21 protein-coding genes are annotated in these 17,181 nt (G+C 40.1%); 6 read left to right on the top strand and 15 right to left on the bottom strand.

Annotated elements, in window-relative coordinates; all coding sequences use genetic code 11:
- Positions 1-92: 92 nt before the first annotated feature.
- The 3 genes from B7698_RS06065 to B7698_RS06055 are packed head-to-tail and all read right to left on the bottom strand — an operon-like array spanning position 93 to position 3,247.
- Positions 93-1,352: an ABC transporter permease gene (locus tag B7698_RS06065; protein ID WP_084864985.1), complete on the bottom strand. Its 1,260-nt coding sequence runs from the start codon at positions 1,350-1,352 to the stop codon at positions 93-95.
- A gap of 1 nt (position 1,353) precedes the next feature.
- Positions 1,354-2,055 (bottom strand): ABC transporter ATP-binding protein, encoded by a 702-nt coding sequence (locus B7698_RS06060; RefSeq protein WP_084864984.1) that lies wholly within the window; start codon positions 2,053-2,055, stop codon positions 1,354-1,356.
- Positions 2,039-3,247 carry an efflux RND transporter periplasmic adaptor subunit gene (locus tag B7698_RS06055; RefSeq protein ID WP_192855119.1) on the bottom strand — a complete coding sequence of 403 codons (1,209 nt, stop codon included), beginning with the start codon at positions 3,245-3,247 and terminating at the stop codon, positions 2,039-2,041. Before B7698_RS06055 ends, B7698_RS06060 begins: the two co-directional genes overlap by 17 nt.
- A gap of 290 nt (positions 3,248-3,537) precedes the next feature.
- Here B7698_RS06055 and gor point away from each other — a divergent pair, with 290 nt between their 5' ends.
- Entirely contained in the window at positions 3,538-4,884 is a 1,347-nt protein-coding gene (gor, locus tag B7698_RS06050) for a glutathione-disulfide reductase (RefSeq protein WP_084864982.1), read from the top strand.
- A 195-nt stretch (positions 4,885-5,079) separates the two neighbouring features.
- Positions 5,080-5,616, top strand: coding sequence for a biotin transporter BioY (locus B7698_RS06045; RefSeq protein WP_061439281.1), 537 nt, complete (start codon positions 5,080-5,082; stop codon positions 5,614-5,616).
- A gap of 53 nt (positions 5,617-5,669) precedes the next feature.
- Here the strand turns inward: B7698_RS06045 and B7698_RS06040 are convergent, their stop codons facing one another.
- On the bottom strand, positions 5,670-5,885 hold the full coding sequence (locus B7698_RS06040; protein ID WP_000807422.1) for a YdbC family protein: 216 nt from the start codon (positions 5,883-5,885) through the stop codon (positions 5,670-5,672).
- A gap of 98 nt (positions 5,886-5,983) precedes the next feature.
- Between B7698_RS06040 and B7698_RS06035 the strand changes: the two genes are divergently transcribed.
- Complete coding sequence (locus B7698_RS06035; protein ID WP_084864981.1) at positions 5,984-6,304, top strand: hypothetical protein; 321 nt, start codon at positions 5,984-5,986, stop codon at positions 6,302-6,304.
- Between the two features lie 30 nt (positions 6,305-6,334).
- Here B7698_RS06035 and B7698_RS06030 read toward each other — a convergent pair whose 3' ends face one another.
- From B7698_RS06030 to rpsP, 7 genes are all read right to left on the bottom strand, one after another.
- A complete protein-coding gene (locus B7698_RS06030) occupies positions 6,335-6,673 on the bottom strand; it encodes an ATP cone domain-containing protein (protein ID WP_001196040.1) in 339 nt (112 codons plus the stop codon).
- Positions 6,674-6,684: 11 nt separating this feature from the next.
- Positions 6,685-7,404 (bottom strand): tRNA (guanosine(37)-N1)-methyltransferase TrmD, encoded by a 720-nt coding sequence (gene trmD, locus B7698_RS06025; RefSeq protein ID WP_000686915.1) that lies wholly within the window; start codon positions 7,402-7,404, stop codon positions 6,685-6,687.
- The gene (gene rimM, locus B7698_RS06020; protein WP_084864980.1) at positions 7,394-7,912 is read right to left on the bottom strand and encodes a ribosome maturation factor RimM; all 519 of its coding nucleotides are present in this window, start codon (positions 7,910-7,912) and stop codon (positions 7,394-7,396) included. Before rimM ends, trmD begins: the two co-directional genes overlap by 11 nt.
- Positions 7,913-7,987: 75 nt before the next feature.
- Entirely contained in the window at positions 7,988-8,845 is an 858-nt protein-coding gene (locus B7698_RS06015) for an alpha/beta fold hydrolase (protein WP_084864979.1), read from the bottom strand.
- Positions 8,846-8,994: 149 nt separating this feature from the next.
- Positions 8,995-9,897: a DMT family transporter gene (locus B7698_RS06010; RefSeq protein WP_084864978.1), complete on the bottom strand. Its 903-nt coding sequence runs from the start codon at positions 9,895-9,897 to the stop codon at positions 8,995-8,997.
- Between the two features lie 437 nt (positions 9,898-10,334).
- Positions 10,335-10,574 carry an RNA-binding protein KphA gene (gene kphA / locus B7698_RS06005; RefSeq protein ID WP_000379617.1) on the bottom strand — a complete coding sequence of 80 codons (240 nt, stop codon included), beginning with the start codon at positions 10,572-10,574 and terminating at the stop codon, positions 10,335-10,337.
- A gap of 19 nt (positions 10,575-10,593) precedes the next feature.
- Positions 10,594-10,866 carry a 30S ribosomal protein S16 gene (gene rpsP, locus B7698_RS06000; protein WP_000268760.1) on the bottom strand — a complete coding sequence of 91 codons (273 nt, stop codon included), beginning with the start codon at positions 10,864-10,866 and terminating at the stop codon, positions 10,594-10,596.
- A gap of 694 nt (positions 10,867-11,560) precedes the next feature.
- On the opposite strand from rpsP, the gene B7698_RS05995 reads away from it, so the two are divergent.
- The 3 genes from B7698_RS05995 (at position 11,561) to B7698_RS05985 (ending at position 13,364) form a co-directional block, all read left to right on the top strand.
- The gene (locus B7698_RS05995; protein WP_084864977.1) at positions 11,561-12,157 is read left to right on the top strand and encodes a hypothetical protein; all 597 of its coding nucleotides are present in this window, start codon (positions 11,561-11,563) and stop codon (positions 12,155-12,157) included.
- A gap of 2 nt (positions 12,158-12,159) precedes the next feature.
- A complete protein-coding gene (locus tag B7698_RS05990) occupies positions 12,160-12,384 on the top strand; it encodes a helix-turn-helix transcriptional regulator (protein ID WP_001041099.1) in 225 nt (74 codons plus the stop codon).
- Positions 12,385-12,560: 176 nt separating this feature from the next.
- Positions 12,561-13,364: a peptidylprolyl isomerase gene (locus B7698_RS05985; protein ID WP_084864976.1), complete on the top strand. Its 804-nt coding sequence runs from the start codon at positions 12,561-12,563 to the stop codon at positions 13,362-13,364.
- A gap of 54 nt (positions 13,365-13,418) precedes the next feature.
- On the opposite strand, the gene B7698_RS05980 is transcribed toward B7698_RS05985, so the two are convergent.
- The 4 genes from B7698_RS05980 to B7698_RS05965 are packed head-to-tail and all read right to left on the bottom strand — an operon-like array spanning position 13,419 to position 17,080.
- The gene (locus B7698_RS05980) at positions 13,419-14,960 is read right to left on the bottom strand and encodes an ABC-F family ATP-binding cassette domain-containing protein (RefSeq protein WP_084864975.1); all 1,542 of its coding nucleotides are present in this window, start codon (positions 14,958-14,960) and stop codon (positions 13,419-13,421) included.
- Position 14,961: 1 nt separating this feature from the next.
- On the bottom strand, positions 14,962-15,444 hold the full coding sequence (locus tag B7698_RS05975; protein WP_084864974.1) for a VanZ family protein: 483 nt from the start codon (positions 15,442-15,444) through the stop codon (positions 14,962-14,964).
- The gene (rlmN, locus tag B7698_RS05970; protein ID WP_077805285.1) at positions 15,444-16,529 is read right to left on the bottom strand and encodes a dual-specificity RNA methyltransferase RlmN; all 1,086 of its coding nucleotides are present in this window, start codon (positions 16,527-16,529) and stop codon (positions 15,444-15,446) included. The genes B7698_RS05975 and rlmN overlap by 1 nt, the downstream gene beginning before the upstream one ends.
- A gap of 20 nt (positions 16,530-16,549) precedes the next feature.
- Positions 16,550-17,080: a YutD family protein gene (locus tag B7698_RS05965; RefSeq protein ID WP_084864973.1), complete on the bottom strand. Its 531-nt coding sequence runs from the start codon at positions 17,078-17,080 to the stop codon at positions 16,550-16,552.
- Between the last annotated feature and the right edge of the window lie 101 nt (positions 17,081-17,181).

The following is a 17,181-nucleotide window of genomic DNA, read 5'->3' as shown; positions in this document are numbered from 1 at the left end:
TTTTCTAACACTTCATTATATCACATTTTTAAGAATTTTCGATAGGGAAATCCATACAAAAACAAGATAGACGAGTGTCCATCTTGTTTATTCTATTCATAACGAAGGGCTTCAATTGGATCAAGTTTCGATGCCTTGTTGGCTGGCAAAACTCCAAAAATCATACCCACGCTAGCCGAAACTGCAAGACTAAATAGGGCAACTGGGATTGATACTCCCACTTCTATACCCGCTATCAATCCTTGCAAAAGTAGACCAGCTATAGCTGTTAAGCCTGTCGCAATGGTTAGACCAATAACTCCACCAAGCAAGGTCAAAATCATGGATTCAATCAAAAACTGGATTAAAATATTGGCACGTGTCGCACCCAAAGCCTTACGGAGACCAATCTCACGAGTACGCTCTGTCACCGAAACCAGCATGATGTTCATAACACCAGTCCCCCCAACAAAAAGGGAAATTCCTGCAATGGCACTAATAATCGTAGTTATAAAGCCGAACAATTGTTGTACTTCTTGGAAGGCTGCAGTCGCATCTGCCACCTGATACTCCCCTTGCTGAAGACCAGCAATCTCGGTCAATTTTCTAGCTAATTCTGGTCCCACTGTTGGTGTCAAACTGGTATCATTGACACGGAAGACAATATCAGAAATTTCATCCATATTGAAGTTGTTGGCAAGAGAAATATTAGTCGTAATTGGAAGTCCACCAATACCAAAAGTCTTGGCAGTCTTGGCCTCATCGCTGGTATAGACACCAATGACACGATAGCTAAAGCCACCAACATCTATAACCTGGTTAACAGCTTCTTGAGCAGATCCAAACAGGCTATTAGCAAGTTCTTGGTCTAGCAAAATGACACTGGCCACATCTTTATAATCCTGAGCTATGAAACTGCGGCCTGCAACAATTTCATTTTCAACCGCCTTCATGTAAGTAATATTTCCACCTGTCAAGCTAGCGCGCTCCACTTTTTTGTCTTTATAAGACAAGGTGGTATTTGTTGAATTGGTTACATAGTAACTGTCCACCCCTTTAACTTTAGCAGCCTCCTTTACCCAAGCTTCTTGTGGTTTTGGTGGTTCCACAGGAACTTCCTCTTCTTTCCCAGAAACTGTCAATGCTGATTGTTTTTGGGTAAAAGAGCCATCTTTACTTTTAATAGGTGAGAAAAAAACATGGATATTCTTCTGTGACTTGGTCATGTTTTTATTGACCTGACGAGACATGGAATCACCTAGAGCCATAATCACAACAACCGATGACACACCAATGATAATCCCTATCATAGTAAGAAAAGAGCGCATCTTGTGGGCCATGATAGATGAAAAGGCGAATTTTAGATTCTGCATCTTAATTTTCCTCCTTTTCTAACTGAGCACTATCAGATGAAATAACTCCATCTCGAATGACAATCTGGCGTTTGGCATAAGCAGCGATTTCAGGCTCATGCGTTACCATGATAATGGTTTTTCCTTCTTTGTTCAAGTCAACCAATAGTTGCATAATTTGATTCCCTGTTTTGGTATCCAAGGCTCCTGTCGGTTCGTCCGCCAGGATAATAGAAGGATTGTTTACCAAGGCACGCGCGATAGCTACACGTTGCTTTTGACCACCAGATAACTCTGAAGGCAAATGGTGACTGCGTTCTGTCAATTCAACCTTATCCAGATACTCCTCAGCTAACCTGCGCCGTTTTGAAGATGAAACTCCCGCGTAAATCAAGGGCAATTCCACATTTTGTAGAGCATTGAGTTTAGATAGAAGAAAGAACTGCTGAAAGACAAATCCGATTTGTTGGTTACGGACCTTGGCTAGTTGTTTTTCACCTAGTCCCGCCACTTCTTGGCCTTCAAGATAATACTCTCCACTGGTTGGTGTATCCAACATGCCGATCGTATTCATTAGAGTGGACTTACCAGAACCAGATGGTCCCATGATGGCAACAAATTCACCCTCATTCACTTCTAGGTTGATATTTTTGAGAACCTGCAGTTCTTGGTCACCATTACGGTAGCTTCTGCAGATATTTTTTAGACTAATTAGTTTCTTCATCAGCCTTCACCTCTTTTCCTTCCTCTAGAGAAGACGTTGGGTTACTGATGACCTTGACTCCATTTGTCAGACCTGAAGTGATTTCTTGGTTGTCTGCATCAGCATTGCCCAAACCAACTTCCACTTTCTTAGCCTTTTTCTGCTCGTCAAGCACCCAGACATAGTTCTTATCATTTTCAGTCACAACACTTGTTAGAGGAACCAAAATGGCTTTACTCTTATTCTTGACCTCAACACTTACTGAGAATCCTTGTTTCAAATCACCGATTTCACTTGTAACATCGATAGTATATGGATATTTAGAACCAGAATTACCACCTGCTGCGGCAGTAGCTGCACTTGCCGCTTCACCATTGTTTTTAGGGTAGTCAGAAATGTAGCTAATCTTACCAGTCCAGCTCTTATCTTGGTAAACTTTAGAAGTAAAGGTTACTTCTTGTCCTACAGAGAGGTTGGCAAGGTTATATTCAGATAGTTCCCCCTTAACTTGCAAGTTTTCATTACTTACGACATGCACTACCACTTGGCTAGCTCCAGTTGGAGATTTAGAAACATTGCGGTTGACTTCGACCACAGTTCCCTCTAAGGTACTGAGAACCGTCATGGCATCCAACTGACTTTGAGCCTTACTTAATTGTGCTGCTGCATCTGCACGAGCATCACGAGCATCACCTAGTTGCGCATCAATAGATGACACTGCATTTCCTGAGACTGGAGCTGGAGTTTGCCCTGCAGCTCCTTCGCCTCCTGCTGGCGTTGGCAACTGTGGAGCCTGAGCTGAAGCAGCTTCATTTCGTGCTTGATTGAGTTCATTGATATGACGATCTGCCTTAGCTACTGCTCGGCTAGCTGAATCATAGGCCGCCTGGGCTTCTGAACTACTGTACTTGACTAAAGTCTGTCCTTCGCTGACCTTATCGCCCACAGAAACAAGGATTTCATCTAAATCTCCCTTACTAGCATCAAAATAAACATATTGTTCATTTTTTGCTGTTACTGTCCCTGACAATAAAACAGAGGATGCCACGCTTCCTTCCTTGGCAACAACAAGATGAGTAGGCTCATCTTTTACCGCGGTCTGAGATGGTTGTCTAAAGAGCAAAATCCCCCCAGCACCTAATACAACTACACTGGCAGCACCGATTGCTGCATACAATTGCCACTTTTTAGCTTTACGATTCTTCTTCATAATGAAACTCCTTTTTGATTTAAAGTCCTTAACAATATTATATAAAAATTAGCAAATATAAACAATAACCGTTCAGAACGAAATAATGACATTTCAGGATTTGATTATTGTTCGGAATCTATTTTTATTACCATTGTACTAGTTATATGATACACTTTATTTTTCCTTTTTGCAAGCCTTTTCTTTAATTTTTTTGAACGTAGCAGATTTTTGCAATCAGATAAAAAAAAAGATAGAATATGACTATCAAAAAATGACACTCTACTATTTCAAAGAGTCTAAAGGAGTTTTCAATGAGAGAATACGATATCATTGCTATCGGTGGAGGTAGCGGAGGAATTGCTACCATGAACCGTGCTGGTGAACACGGAGCTAAAGCGGCCGTTATTGAGGAAAAGAAATTAGGTGGAACTTGCGTCAATGTCGGTTGTGTTCCTAAAAAAATCATGTGGTACGGGGCACAAATTGCTGAGACTTTCCATCAATTTGGAGAAGACTACGGCTTTAAGACTACTGATCTTAACTTTGACTTTGCAACACTACGTCGCAATCGTGAAGCCTACATCGATCGCGCTCGTTCTTCTTATGATGGCAGTTTTAAACGCAACGGTGTAGACTTGATTGAAGGTCATGCTGAATTTGTAGATTCTCATACTGTTAGCGTAAATGATGAACTGATTCGTGCTAAACATATTGTGATTGCGACTGGTGCCCATCCAAGTATTCCAAATATTCCTGGTGCTGAGCTAGGTGGCTCTTCTGATGATGTATTTGCTTGGGAAGAATTGCCAGAGTCAGTTGCTATTCTAGGTGCTGGTTATATTGCCGTTGAATTGGCTGGCGTACTCCACACTTTTGGTGTCAAGACAGACCTCTTTGTTCGCCGCGATCGTCCTTTACGTGGTTTTGATTCTTACATCGTTGAAGGTTTGGTAAAGGAAATGGAAAGAACAAACTTGCCACTTCATACTCACAAAGTCCCTGCCAAGTTAGAAAAAACTGCTGAGGGCATTACCATTCATTTCGAAGATGGTACTAGTCACACAGCTAGCCAAGTTATCTGGGCTACAGGACGCCGTCCAAACGTTAAGGGTTTGCAACTTGAAAAAGCTGGAGTGACTCTGAACGAACGTGGCTTTATCCAAGTGGATGAATACCAAAATACTGTTGTTGAGGGAATCTACGCTCTAGGTGATGTAACAGGTGAAAAGGAACTGACTCCAGTAGCTATCAAGGCTGGACGTACTTTGTCTGAACGTCTCTTTAACGGAAAAACAACTGCAAAAATGGACTACTCAACTATTCCAACCGTTGTCTTTTCACACCCTGCTATCGGAACTGTTGGCTTGACAGAAGAGCAAGCTATTAAAGAATACGGTCAAGACCAAATCAAGGTTTATAAATCAAGCTTTGCATCTATGTACTCTGCTTGCACTCGCAACCGTCAAGAAACACGTTTCAAACTCATAACAGCTGGTCCAGAAGAAAAAGTTGTCGGACTTCATGGAATTGGCTACGGCGTTGATGAAATGATCCAAGGATTTGCCGTTGCTATCAAAATGGGAGCAACCAAAGCAGACTTTGATGCAACTGTGGCGATTCACCCAACTGCATCCGAAGAATTTGTAACTATGCGTTAATCGAAATAAAAGAAGTTGATACAAATGTATCTGCTTCTTTTTTGATGTATTCGATTCAACAAAACAATTATCCAACTTGACTAGTTAGGAAAATCGGCCGTTACAGTTCTTGTTACCTTGAGTTTATAAATAGGTTGACAATAATTCCTCTACGAGTATAATAGTTACTATACATCAGAAAAGAGGTTAACTATTTTGAAAAAAGCTCATGTTTATGCTATCCCTGCTATTGGAGCTGCTCTCATTGCTGTTTTGGCACAAATCAGTCTTCCAATTGGACCGGTTCCCTTCACTCTGCAAAACTTTGCAATCGGCTTGATTGCTACTGTCTTTAGACCGAGAGAGGCTGTACTTTCTGTTGGACTCTATCTTCTTCTAGGTGCTATCGGTCTTCCTGTTTTTGCAGGAGGTGGAGCTGGATTGCAGGCGTTGGTTGGTCCTACTGCAGGCTATCTTTGGTTTTATCTCGTTTACTCTGGACTGACTTCCTCTCTAACCAACAGCAAGAGTGGTGTTGTCAAGATTTTTCTTGCAAACCTCTTGGGTGATGCCCTTGTCTTTGTCGGCGGGATTCTCAGCTTGCATTTTCTAGCTGGAATGGCATTTGAAAAAGCTCTTGTTGTGGGGGTCATTCCCTTTATCATTCCAGACCTTGGTAAACTTCTGGCTATTAGTTTGATTAGTCGTCCCCTACTTCAACGCCTTAAAAATCAGGCTTACTTTGCTAACTAAAAAAGGATATAGAGTTGTCATGACTCAATATCCTTTTCTTTCATTTTGAAAACTTAGTTGCCTTTAAAGGCATCCACCATTGTTTGAAATTCTTCATTGGAGAGAGTAATCCCTTTGCCCATTTTAGTATGATCTGGGCTCCAAGCACGAATATCAAACTTTGCAGGAGCACCATTAAAGCTCACACGGTTGATTTCCTTTGTCCAACCTTTTTCGTTTTCAGAAAGAGTCAACAAGTGCTCTTCGATTTCAAATGTAAATTCTGCCATTTTCTTCTCCTTTTTTAGCTTTCATCTGATTATTCGTAAAATCTTGTAGATTGTAGGAAAATTTTATATAATATTGATATAAAAGAAGGGAGGCCGCTATGAGACATAAATTCCAGCAAGTACTAGATAAAATACATGACTTTTTAAATGGACATGAAGAACCAGACCAGATTGATAGCAACTCCCTTACAACCACTATTGAAGAGGCTATCCAGAAACAAACTGCTGTTCACCTGATCTTGTCAGAGACAAGTTTTACAGGTGACATCATCAAATACGATCAGCAACGCCAGCAAATTATCGTGAAAAATTTTGCCAAAAATGTAACCCGTATTATCCGCATAAGCGATATTCAACGCCTGCGATTTGTCCCTTCAACTGTCCAAACAGCCCAAAAAAATAGATTTAAGAAAGAGTGAGATGTAGTTGCTTCATCCCACTCTTTTTTCTTAGCGAATTTGTTCAAAATGTAAATGAACTGCGATATGATCTCCATAACCACTTCTTTCCAAGTCACGTTGTAGACGATAGGAAATGTAGTGTTCTGCAATGGTAATGTAACCTGCACCTAGTAGACGATGTTCAACCATAGACTGAATCATGCTAATGGTAGCACGTTCCACCTTGGCCTCTTCCAAATCCAAAACCACTTTCTTAGTGACTTGTGCAAGGTTTTGACGTAAATCATCTGTCAATACATAGACAGTCTGAGCTGCCTTTAAGATAGCTTGGTAAATCTTATCTGGATTAAATTCAGCAATTTCTCCATCACGTTTGATTACTTGCATAGGTTTCTCCTTTATTCTTTGTTTTCTTTGATTTCTGCCAGCATTTTTTCTTCTTCTGCTGTCAGTTGATAATGTTCAAGCAAATCCGGTCTGCGTTCATAGGTTTTCTTTAAACTCTCATACAATCGCCACTGACGAATCTTTTCATGGTGTCCGCTCATCAGAACATCTGGGACAACCATGCCTCGATAATCATAGGGACGTGTGTACTGAGGGTATTCAAGAAGGCCTGAAGAAAAACTATCATCTTGGTGGCTAGACTCCTTGCCAATCACTTCTGGAATCAGGCGTACCGTAGCATCAATCATTGTCATGGCTGCCAATTCACCACCAGTCAGGACATAGTCCCCCAAGGAAATCTCATCTGTCACCAAGGTCTTAATGCGCTCATCATAACCCTCATAGTGCCCACAGATAAAGATTAGCTCTTCCTCTTGAGCCAAATCCTCAGCATAAGCCTGATCAAACTGCTTGCCAGCTGGGTCTAGGAGAATGACGCGCGGATTTTTCTTTTCAATAGCATCAAAGGCATCGAAAATGGGTTGGGCTCGGAGCAACATCCCCTGACCGCCTCCGTAGGGCTCATCGTCGACATGGCGGGCCTTTTCAGCATTTTCTCGAAAATTATGATACTGGATATCCAAGAGCCCCTTTTCTCGAGCCTTTCCAACGATTGAGTGCTCTAGCGGAGAAAACATCTCTGGAAAAAGGGTTAAAATATCAATCTTCATCGTCTAACCCTTCTAAGATTTCCACATCAACGCGGTTATTTGGAATATCAACATTGAGAATCACTGGTGGGATATAAGGCAAGAGCAAATCACGCTTGCCTTTTCGCTTGACCACCCAGACATCGTTAGCACCTGGTTGCAGGATTTCCTTGATGGTTCCAATCAGGTTCTCTCCCTCATAGACTTCCAAACCGATAATCTCGTGATAATAAAATTCACCATCGTCTAGGTCATTCAAATCTTCCTCAGCGACCTTGAGACTGTATCCCTTATACCTTTCGATAGCGTTGATATGGTACATATCTTTGAATTTAATAATGTCAAAGTTCTTCTGTTTACGATGGCTAGCGATGGTCACTGTTTGAACAAACTGATCTTTTTCATCAAACAAGGCCAGCTCAGTGCCTTTTTTAAACCGTTCTTCTGCAAAATCCGTCACAGACAAGACTCGCATCTCACCCTGCAAGCCCTGCGTATTGACGATTTTCCCAACATTAAAGTAGTTCATCTTGTCTCCTGTATCTATTTCTATCCTTTATTTTAACACGTTCCAAGGATTTTCTCAAGTTGGATAGATCCTATCTTACGGGCCTACTACTTCTTCAAAAAATTCACCAATAAGCTGATTAAACTCTTTAGGATGGTCATTCATCGGTTGGTGTTTACTATCTGAAATCGTTACTTGACGCGCATTGGGATTTAAGGCAATGATACCATCGTAGATCATTTTTAGGTGTTTGGGAAAATCATTTTCGCCTCTTACTAATAGCATAGGAGGATTGCCATGGTAACCTTCTATCTCATGGACAGCCACAAAACCTGTGATTCCAAGGTTCAAAAAAACATCTCTCCCAGTTTCTATAATGGCCGTCTTGATTAATTCTCTTGTGATAGGATTATCACTACACATTTTTGAGTTCTTATCTGCAATCAACTTCCAAGGAATCGTTTTATACATAAGGGAACTATATTTTATGCGATTTCTCTCTTTATCTGATAGGTAACGATGCTGTCCCCAACTATCTACCATGACCAAGGCTAGAACTCTTTCTGGATGGCGATAGGTGTACTCTTGAAGTGGATTTCCTCCCCAAGAATGACCAACCAATATCACCTTATCCAACTGGAAATAGGACAAAATAGCATCTACATCTTGAACAGCACCTTCTAAGTCGGGTAGGCCAATTTTCATAGGTGATTCACCCTGTCCTCTAACATTGACAAAGTAGAGGTCAAATCCTTCAAAGGCATCATACTGGCGGGCCCACATCTGACTACGTCCACAAGCTCCATGATAAAAAATAATGTGTCCTTTACTTGCGTTTCCAGGACGATGATAAACAACCAAATCACAATCTACGACTGGTATAATGTGACGTATCAGAGTCTCAGGTTTTCTGTTATAAAAAGCAATAGCTTCAGCTATATCATTTTGCTTCATTTCTAAACTCTCTCTTCTTTATCCTAGTATTATTCTTTTTATCTATTTTATCATGCTATATTAAAATCATCGTTTTCCAAACTTGATTCCATTAAAATTTTTGAATTTTCTGTATTATTTAGATTAAGAAAAAGACTGCTAAGCAATCTTTACTTTCTTCTCATCAGATTCATTCCTAAAATTCCAGCAATAATCAAAGTTGCTCCGATCATATGGTATCTATAAATTGGTTCGTGGAGGATAAGGGCTCCGGCTAGAATGGGCAAAACTGTTCCAAGATTACCAAAGACACTGACGGTTGATGCTCCAAGTCGAACAATAGCATAGATAGAGAGACTACCAGTCACTATAGAGGCTAGAATTCCCAAATAGAGCATGGAAAGCAGATAAGGAAGCTGTCCGAGCGGTGCAACGTAGGCTAATATGTTGCCATCTAGATAGTGCGAGGTCAGACTCAGCGTATTAAAGGTGACGAAGCCAACAAATATCATAACAGCTGTCATATCCATAGCCCGATAGCGTCCTCCTTTGGACTTGCTGAGGATATTGTTTATTGCATTGGCGAGAACAGATCCCAACATCAAGAGAAAGCCAAAGCTAGCAGTCTCAGTACCAAAGTTAGCTCCTTTACTAAGGAAGATGAAAACTACTCCTGCTACGGATAAAAATAAAAAGAACTTTTGAAGCAAGCTTGTCTTTTCCTTGAGAAAGGCCGATGCTAAAAGGAGCGTAAAAATCGGGACAAGAGCCTGTAAAATTCCAGCTTCAGAAGACGATATATACTGTAAAGCAAAGGATTGAAAAATAAAAAAGAAAAGCGGATAGAAAAGACTCATAGGAAGAATAGAAAGAATATCTTTTCTACTTAAACTCACTTTAATAAGTTTTGTTTGATGAAGAACGACCATTACTAAAGCTGCGATTGTATAGCGATGCGCTAAGTTTGTGAGAGGACTGACATAGCCTAAAGCAATCTTAGTAAATAAAAAAGAAAATCCAATGATTGCTGAAAAGGATAAGACTGCTAGGTAAGCTTTTGTTTTCTCGTTCATATACTGTTACTCCCTTTAAAAATAGCTATTCTCAAGATTAATTGACTATAATTCTTTGAGACTGTCTTTCCATTGTAGCATAGTAAAATGCTAGATGCTATTTCTAGGATTTATATTTTATGCCTACTTTCACCGTTTATCTAGTTCATTGACTAAAACGGACTCTACGAGTCTAATCTGCTTTTCTCGTTCTTGTCTCACAAGTTCTAGCTTGTCTACCTCTTGGAAATTCCTTACTTTGATAGCATAATCCACCATTTTCCTTGCTTTCTCTTTCTTATATTTACTAATACCTTCTTTATTAGTAAAAATTTGATTTCTTATCGTCTTAGATATTCCCCTTCAAAAATCCTTCCAAATCCCGATTATGCTGTTACTTGATAGATGCTATTTTACACCTCTCCACACAAAAAAGCGAGACATCCGTCCCGCCCTTCTTATTTTTCGTCAATAACGATTCTTACTTTTTTGTCTTCAGTTGGGACAGAGTAGACAATCGTTCTTATCGCAGAAATAGTGCGACCCTTACGACCGATTACACGACCCACATCGCTTTGATCAAGATCTAAATGATATTCCAAAAACTCTGGTGTATCTTCAATCTTGATAGTTAAGGCATCTGGTTGTGAAATCAAGGGTTTCACAATTGCAATAATGAGATTTTCAATCGTATCCATCTGTCAACCTACTTTAAACTTATTTTGAGAATTTAGAATCGTGGAATTTTTTCAATACGCCTTCTTTTGAAAGGATGTTGCGAACTGTATCTGAAGGTTGAGCTCCATCAGCCAACCATGCAAGAACGCGGTCTTCTTTCAAAGTTACTTGGTTTTCAGCAACAAGTGGGTTGTAAGTTCCAACTGTTTCGATGAAACGTCCGTCACGTGGTGAACGTGAATCTGCTACGTTGATACGGTAGAAAGGTTTTTTCTTAGAACCCATACGAGTCAAACGGATTTTAACTGCCATTTTTAAAGTCTCTTTTCTTATTTTTTATTTCGGTGAAATAGCTGAGCTATTTAGCACATGTTCTATTATAGCAGATTTCTGACAGGTGTCAAGAAAAAAACTTGACAGACTTTAAAATTCTTAAACCATTTAGAAATTTGTTATATTTTTAAAGAAAAATCAGAAAGAGAATGTCATAAATACTATTTTAGAAACATTTTAAAAAGACCATCAAGTCAAGCCCTTCATATCGCCTGAACGAGATTTGGATACTTGGCTCCTAAATCCTAAGCCCGTTCCCAAACGAAATATCAAGGATTTTAAGAATGATATCTACTAATTAATTTATAAAATATGAATTAATAGATTCTAAATAGGGGAATAATTTAGTTCTGTAAAAATTAACTTCTACACCTATAACGCTTATTCTGACAGACTTTATAACAGTCTAAGAAAAAAGTAGAGATTCATACAGTATCTAGATTTTCCAAAAAATTTTTATCATAAAATATTATTAACGAAACTATCCAAACCAAATCCGATGATTGCTTCAAAGAATTCTTTAGTTGTTTGACTAGCGAGGGCTTTTATTAAAAAATTTTTCAAATAATTGCCACCTTGGCACATAAATTCTTGCTTTCCAAATTTAAATGTGATATATTTATAACATAAAATTTAAGTGTTATATATTTATAACATAAAAAAGGAGTCTATCATGAAAAAAAGTCAAAAAATGCGTGGCCTCATTGCAATGATTGCCGTAGCTCTCTTTATTGATTTTACTGTTTTATTTGGTTCTAATCTTAGTTGGGGACCCAAGTTAGTTATTGCTGGTATTTCAGTGTCAGGTCAAATTATAGCTATTTGGAGCTGGCTACATATGAAACCACGGCCTCATAAGATTCAGAAAGGTAAGGGAAAGATTATTTTTGACTTGTCTGCTAAGCTTTACACGATACTTATTTTTGCAGCAAGCATTTTTTATACAGTAGGGATTTGGGTTGCGACCCCAAGCGTAAGTTCTGGTATTAAAGAATGGATTATGGGAATTGGCCTCGTTATTGAATTGATTTTATTTGTTTTTTTCTGTTTGAAAAATGTCAAGGAAACTCCGGACGAACGCTTTTATGCTAATTTAGCCAAGGCAGCTAGCTTGATGTTTGTTTTTATACTAGGCGCACTGATGATTCTAGCAGTTATCATTGGGTATATGGGGGCTCTCACTCTTTACATGGGCCAAATATTTATTAGCATGGCTGCCTTGATTAGCATCTTTGCGGTTGTCTATTTTATCTTGGAACGTAGAGGATAAGCATGGCCAAAGAAAGCAAAATTATTACTAATCTCAAATCTGTTCGTGAGTCCACAGGCATGACCCAGCAGGAGTTAGCCGACCGCATCGGCATGCGACGCGAGACAATTCTGCACTTGGAAAATAATCGTTACAACCCTTCGCTAGAAATGGCTCTTAAAATTGCTCAAGTTTTTAATCTGAAAGTAGAAGACCTCTTTGAACTCAGACAGAAAGAGGAAGCATAATTCTTTTCGAGACCTAGTATTAAATTCATTGATTAATTAGGAATTGAAGGCAAAAGAAAAATCTCTAAGCAAGCGATTTTTGGATTGACTTTCTCTTAAACTACCTTGTCACTAACATTTGAAATCCACTTCCTTTTAGGGTACAATGGTAGAAATGAATTTTTGAGAGGAATAGAATGAAAAAACTAGCAACCCTTCTTTTACTATCCACTATAGCCCTAGCTGGGTGTAGCAGCATCCAACGTAGTTTGCGTGGTGATGACTATGTGGATTCCAGTCTTGCTGCCGAAGAAAGTTCTAAAGCAGCAGCCCAATCTGCCAAGGAGTTAAATGATGCTTTGACAAACGAAAACGCCAATTTCCCACAACTATCTAAAGAAGTTGCTGAAGACGAGGCTGAAGTGATTCTCCACACAAGTCAAGGAGATATCCGTATCAAACTCTTCCCTAAACTCGCTCCTCTAGCGGTTGAAAACTTCCTCACTCATGCCAAAGAAGGCTACTATAACGGCATTACCTTCCACCGTGTCATCGATGGCTTCATGGTTCAAACTGGAGATCCAAAGGGAGACGGTACAGGTGGTCAGTCCATCTGGCATGACAAGGATAAGACAAAAGATAAGGGAACTGGTTTCAAGAACGAGATTACTCCTTATCTCTATAACATCCGTGGTGCTCTTTCTATGGCTAATACTGGTCAACCAAACACCAACGGTAGCCAATTCTTCATCAACCAAAACTCTACAGATACCTCTGCTAAACTCCCTACAAACAAGTATCCAAAGAAAATCATCGAAGCCTATAAAGAAGGGGGAAACCCTAGTCTAGATGGCAAACACCCCGTATTTGGTCAAGTGATTGACGGTATGGATGTTGTAGATAAAATTGCCAAAGCCGAAAAAGATGAAAAAGACAAGCCAACTACTGCTATCACAATCGACAGCATCGAAGTGGTGAAAGACTACGATTTTAAATCTTAAAAACAAAAAAATACAGTATCCCCATTCGGTACTGTATTTCTTTTACTCTCATTCTTAAGTTAAATTATTAAAATCCCAGATTTGGTCCATCCAGCCTTCATAGAAGTCTGGTTCGTGGCAAACCATTAGAATGCTTCCTTTGTATTCTTTAAGCGCCCGTTTGAGTTCATCCTTGGCATCTACATCCAAGTGGTTGGTCGGCTCGTCCAGCACTAAGACGTTGTTTTCACGATTCATCAAGAGACAGAAACGCACCTTGGCTTGTTCACCACCTGATAAGACCTGAATTTGGCTTTCGATATGCTTTGTTGTCAAACCACAACGAGCAAGGACTGCACGAACTTCTGCCTGATTGAGTGCAGGAAAGGCATTCCAGACAGCTTCAAGAGGGGTTTGACGATTGCCACCTTCTACTTCTTGCTCAAAGTAGCCAAGTTCTAGGTAGTCGCCACGTTCAACTTCCCCAGCGATTGGCGGAATAATGCCCAAGAGAGACTTCAAGAGAGTTGTTTTCCCAATACCATTGGCTCCAATAATGGCAATCTTTTGATTGCGTTCAAAGGTGAGGTTTAATGGTTTGGTAAGGGGACGGTCATAACCAATCTGCAAGTCCTTGGCTTGGAAGATAAAGCGCCCTGGCGTACGAGCTGGTTTGAAATCAAAGGATGGTTTTGGCTTCTCACTTTGCAGTTCGATAATATCCATCTTATCCAATTTCTTTTGGCGAGACATGGCCATGTTTCGTGTTGCAACACGCGCTTTGTTTCGAGCCACAAAGTCCTTGAGGTCTGCAATCTCTTTCTGCTGACGTTCGTAGGCTGCCTCTAGCTGAGATTTCTTCATCGCATAGACTTCTTGGAACTGGTAGTAGTCACCAGAATAACGCGTCAGCTGTTGATTTTCCACATGATAGACAATATTGATAACATCGTTCAGGAATGGGATATCATGTGAAATAAGGACAAAGGCATTCTCATAGTTTTGGAGATAGCGCTTGAGCCAATCAATATGCTCAGCATCCAAGTAGTTGGTCGGCTCATCCAAAAGCAAGATATCAGGCTTTTCAAGGAGGAGTTTAGCCAAAAGCACCTTGGTTCTTTGCCCACCTGACAAAGAAGTTACATCCGTATCCATGCCAAAGTCCATGACACCAAGAGCACGCGCTACTTCATCAATCTTAGCATCCAAGGTATAGAAATCACGACTCTCCAAACGGTCTTGGAGTTCTCCCACTTCTTCCATGAGAGCATCAACATCTGCTCCGTCTTCAGCCATTTCCATATAGAGGTCATTGATCCGGGCTTCCGCTTTGAATAGCTCATCAAAGGCCGTACGGAGAACATCGCGTACCGACTGCCCTTCAGCAAGGACGGAGTGCTGATCCAAGTAACCAGCAGTCACATATTTGGACCACTCAACCTTCCCTTCATCTGGCAGCATTTTACCAGTCACAATACTCATAAAGGTTGATTTCCCTTCACCATTGGCACCGACCAGGCCGATATGTTCTCCCTTGAGGAGACGGAAGGACACATCTTCAAAAATTGCACGGTCACCAAAACCATGACTCAGATTTTTAACTTCTAAAATACTCATATTAATTCCTTATCTTGTTTTTATGTAATCGTTTATAGAGGATCAAAGCCAGATAGCCACCCAAGGTATTGGTCCACAAATCATCAATCTCAAAGACGCGATTAAAATCAAAGAAAAAGTCCAAGACTAACTGCGTACACTCGATTCCAAAACTCACTAGAAAACTAAAAAGAAGGACCTTTTTTGTTTTACGCAAGTTTGGAAGGAGATAAAGGAGTTGGAAAATCAAAGGAAAAAGCAAGAAGACATTGAGGATATTTTGTAGAAAAATCCAACATAATTGTCCTATGTCACTCACTTCACCCAGTTTCCAGAAAGAATTGAAAGGAGTCAAAAGAAAAACCAGGCGTCCAAGATGCTGAATACCTGGAGTTTCCACCCCCACGGGAGATTGTTCTTGAGGAGTAAAGCAAAAATAAACGATGCAAATACTATAGAAAATGACTCCCCAGACCAAAATATGATTATAGGTCTTCTTCATCATTAAGGATTGACTGCTGCAACTGCTTTCTGGCGGTCACGTTTCATTGTATTAGAGCGCAATTGTCCACAAGCTGCATCAATATCTGTACCATGTTCTTGACGAACAACACAGTTAACCCCTTTTTTCTTAAGCGTATCATAGAAGGCCAGGACGCGCTCTTTAGGACTACGGCTGTATTGGTCATGCTCACTAACTGGGTTATAAGGAATCAAGTTTACATAAGACAATTTCTTGATGTTCTTGAGCAATTCAGCCAATTCCAAGGCTTGTTCTACACCGTCATTGACTTCATTGAGCATGATATACTCAAAGGTCACACGACGATTGGTTGTTTCGATGTAGTACTCAATAGCCGCAAAGAGTTTTTCAATCGGAAAGGCACGGTTAATCTTCATGATGCTTGAACGCAATTCATTGTTGGGTGCGTGAAGTGACACGGCAAGATTGACCTGAACCCCTTCATTAGCAAAATCACGAATTTTATGGGCCAAACCTGAGGTTGAAACCGTAATGTGACGAGCACCGATGGCCATTCCCTTGTCATCATTGATAGTACGGACGAAATTCAAGACATTGTTGTAGTTATCAAATGGTTCACCGATACCCATGACAACGATATGGCTGACGCGCTCGTCCTGACCACGCTCATCAAAGTATTTCTGAACCAGCATGATTTGCGCTACGATTTCACCGTTATTGAGGTCACGTTGTTTCTTAATCAAACCAGAGGCACAGAAGGTACAACCGATATTACAGCCGACCTGAGTGGTCACACAGACAGACAAACCATAGTGTTGACGCATGAGTACTGTCTCAATCAGCATTCCATCTGGCAATTCAAAAAGATATTTAACTGTCCCATCAGCAGACTCTTGAACGATACGTTGTTTCAAGGGATTGACCACAAACTGGTCATTAAGCTTAGCAATCAAATCCTTGGAAAGGTTGGTCATCTCTTCAAATGACTGGATACGTTTACGGTAAAGCCATTCCCAAATTTGGTCTGCACGGAATTTCTTTTCTCCCTGCTCCAAAACCCATTCCTGCATGGTTTGACGTGTTAAACTATAAATTGACGGTTTCATTTCTTCTCCTTATTCTCTACTCACTTCTGACGAATGACAAAATGACGTTGTCCCTTGTCCTCTTTCTGAGAATGCTGGTCTTTCTGACGACGTCTATTTTTCTTATCTGCATTCGGTTTTCGTTTTGTTTGAGCCGGTTTCTTTCCTTTTTTAGAAGGCTGTTCTTCTTCCTTCTTACGCATTTTCTTGTCAAATGATGCTCGCTTAGGGGCTTCATTTTCTAGGACAAAATAGGCACAACCATAACTACAATACTCTAAAAGGTAGTCTTGTAAACGACTGATTTTTTCAAGTTTTTCTTCTGTTCGGTCATCCTTGTAAAAACCTCGTAGGCGAAGCTGTTCGTTGCTCCAATCTCCCACGATATAATCAAACTTAGTTAAGACTTCTGAAAAACGCTGATTAAAAGCCGTCACATCAAAGGCATCCTTGATATTTTCCACCAAGGAAAAAGCTATCCCTTCCGTTTCGACCTTGTCCCTATGTAAATGGAACTCAGGACCAGGAAACTTGTTATAGTTGTATAATTCAGGTGCAATTTCTTTTCGCATAGATATCCTTTTTCCACGATTACTTAATACTTTATTCTACCATAATTTCCAGCAGTTAGCACGTTTCTCATAAAAATGAAAAAAGTCTGACGATTTTATCA

The sequence above is a fragment of the Streptococcus mitis genome (assembly GCF_002096855.1).
Classification (GTDB): Bacteria; Bacillota; Bacilli; order Lactobacillales; family Streptococcaceae; genus Streptococcus; species Streptococcus mitis_Y.
Note: the sequence above shows the minus strand (reverse complement) of the source record. Positions and strands in the feature narration are given on the sequence as shown.